The sequence below is a fragment of the Mesorhizobium sp. M7A.F.Ca.AU.001.01.1.1 genome (genome assembly GCF_004022735.1).
In the GTDB taxonomy this organism is placed as follows: Bacteria; Pseudomonadota; Alphaproteobacteria; order Rhizobiales; family Rhizobiaceae; genus Mesorhizobium; species Mesorhizobium ciceri.
The window spans coordinates 1-958 of record NZ_RZPF01001201.1 but is presented as its reverse complement, the minus strand read 5'-3'; the positions used below and the strand labels follow the sequence as shown (position 1 = coordinate 958).

General features: G+C 65.0%; 1 protein-coding gene. It reads left to right on the top strand.

What is annotated here, in order from left to right:
• A partial coding sequence (locus EN884_RS37060; RefSeq protein ID WP_164895465.1) for a dihydroxyacetone kinase subunit DhaK occupies window positions 1-958 on the top strand: 958 nt, incomplete at both ends.

Below are 958 nucleotides of genomic sequence, written 5' to 3'. Positions count from 1 at the left end.
GGCACGAGCCTTCACATGCCGGTTTCGTCGGCAGGGGCATGCTGACGGCGGCGGTTTCGGGCGAGATCTTTGCCTCGCCAAGCGTCGAAGCGGTGCTGGCCGCCATTCGCGCGGTCACCGGCCCGGCCGGCTGCCTGCTGATCGTCAAGAACTACACCGGCGACCGTCTCAATTTCGGCCTGGCGGCAGAGAAGGCGCGCGCCGAAGGGTTTCGTGTCGAGATGGTCATTGTCGCCGACGATATCGCTTTGCCCGACATCACCCAGCCGCGCGGCGTTGCCGGCACCTTGTTCGTGCACAAGATATCAGGCCACCTGTCGGAAGCCGGCCACGATCTGGCTGAAATCGCGGCAGCGGCGCGGGCGGCGGCTAAGGACATAGTTTCGCTCGGCATGTCGCTGTCGTCCTGCTCGATCCCGGGCCAGCCGCACGAAGACAGATTTGGCGAGAACGATGGCGAACTCGGCCTTGGCATTCACGGCGAGCCGGGCGTCGAGCGGATTGCGGTGCAGAGCGCCGACAGGCTGGTGGCGATCATGGCGGAGCGCCTCGCGGCACGGCTTGATCCCAAGGCCACCTACGCCTTGCTGATCAACAATCTCGGCTCCGTGCCGCCGCTGGAAATGTCCGTTATCGCCAATGCGGTGCTTGCCTCGCCGTTGGCCAAAACCATCAAACTGACGATCGGGCCGGGCCCGCTGATGACGGCGCTCAACATGAACGGCTTCTCGCTGTCGCTGATCCGGCTGGATGCGGCGCGCGAAACCGCCTTGCAGGCGCCGGTCGGCCCGCATGCCTGGATACCGGCAAAGCCGGTTGTTTCACCTGCCGTCGTGCCGATGGCGAAAGCGGCCGGACAAAGCGTGGCACGCAAGCCCAGCCAGGATGCGCGGACCCGGTCTCTTCTCGTTACCATCTGCGAAAGGCTGATCGCGCTCGAAGCGACTTTGAACGGACT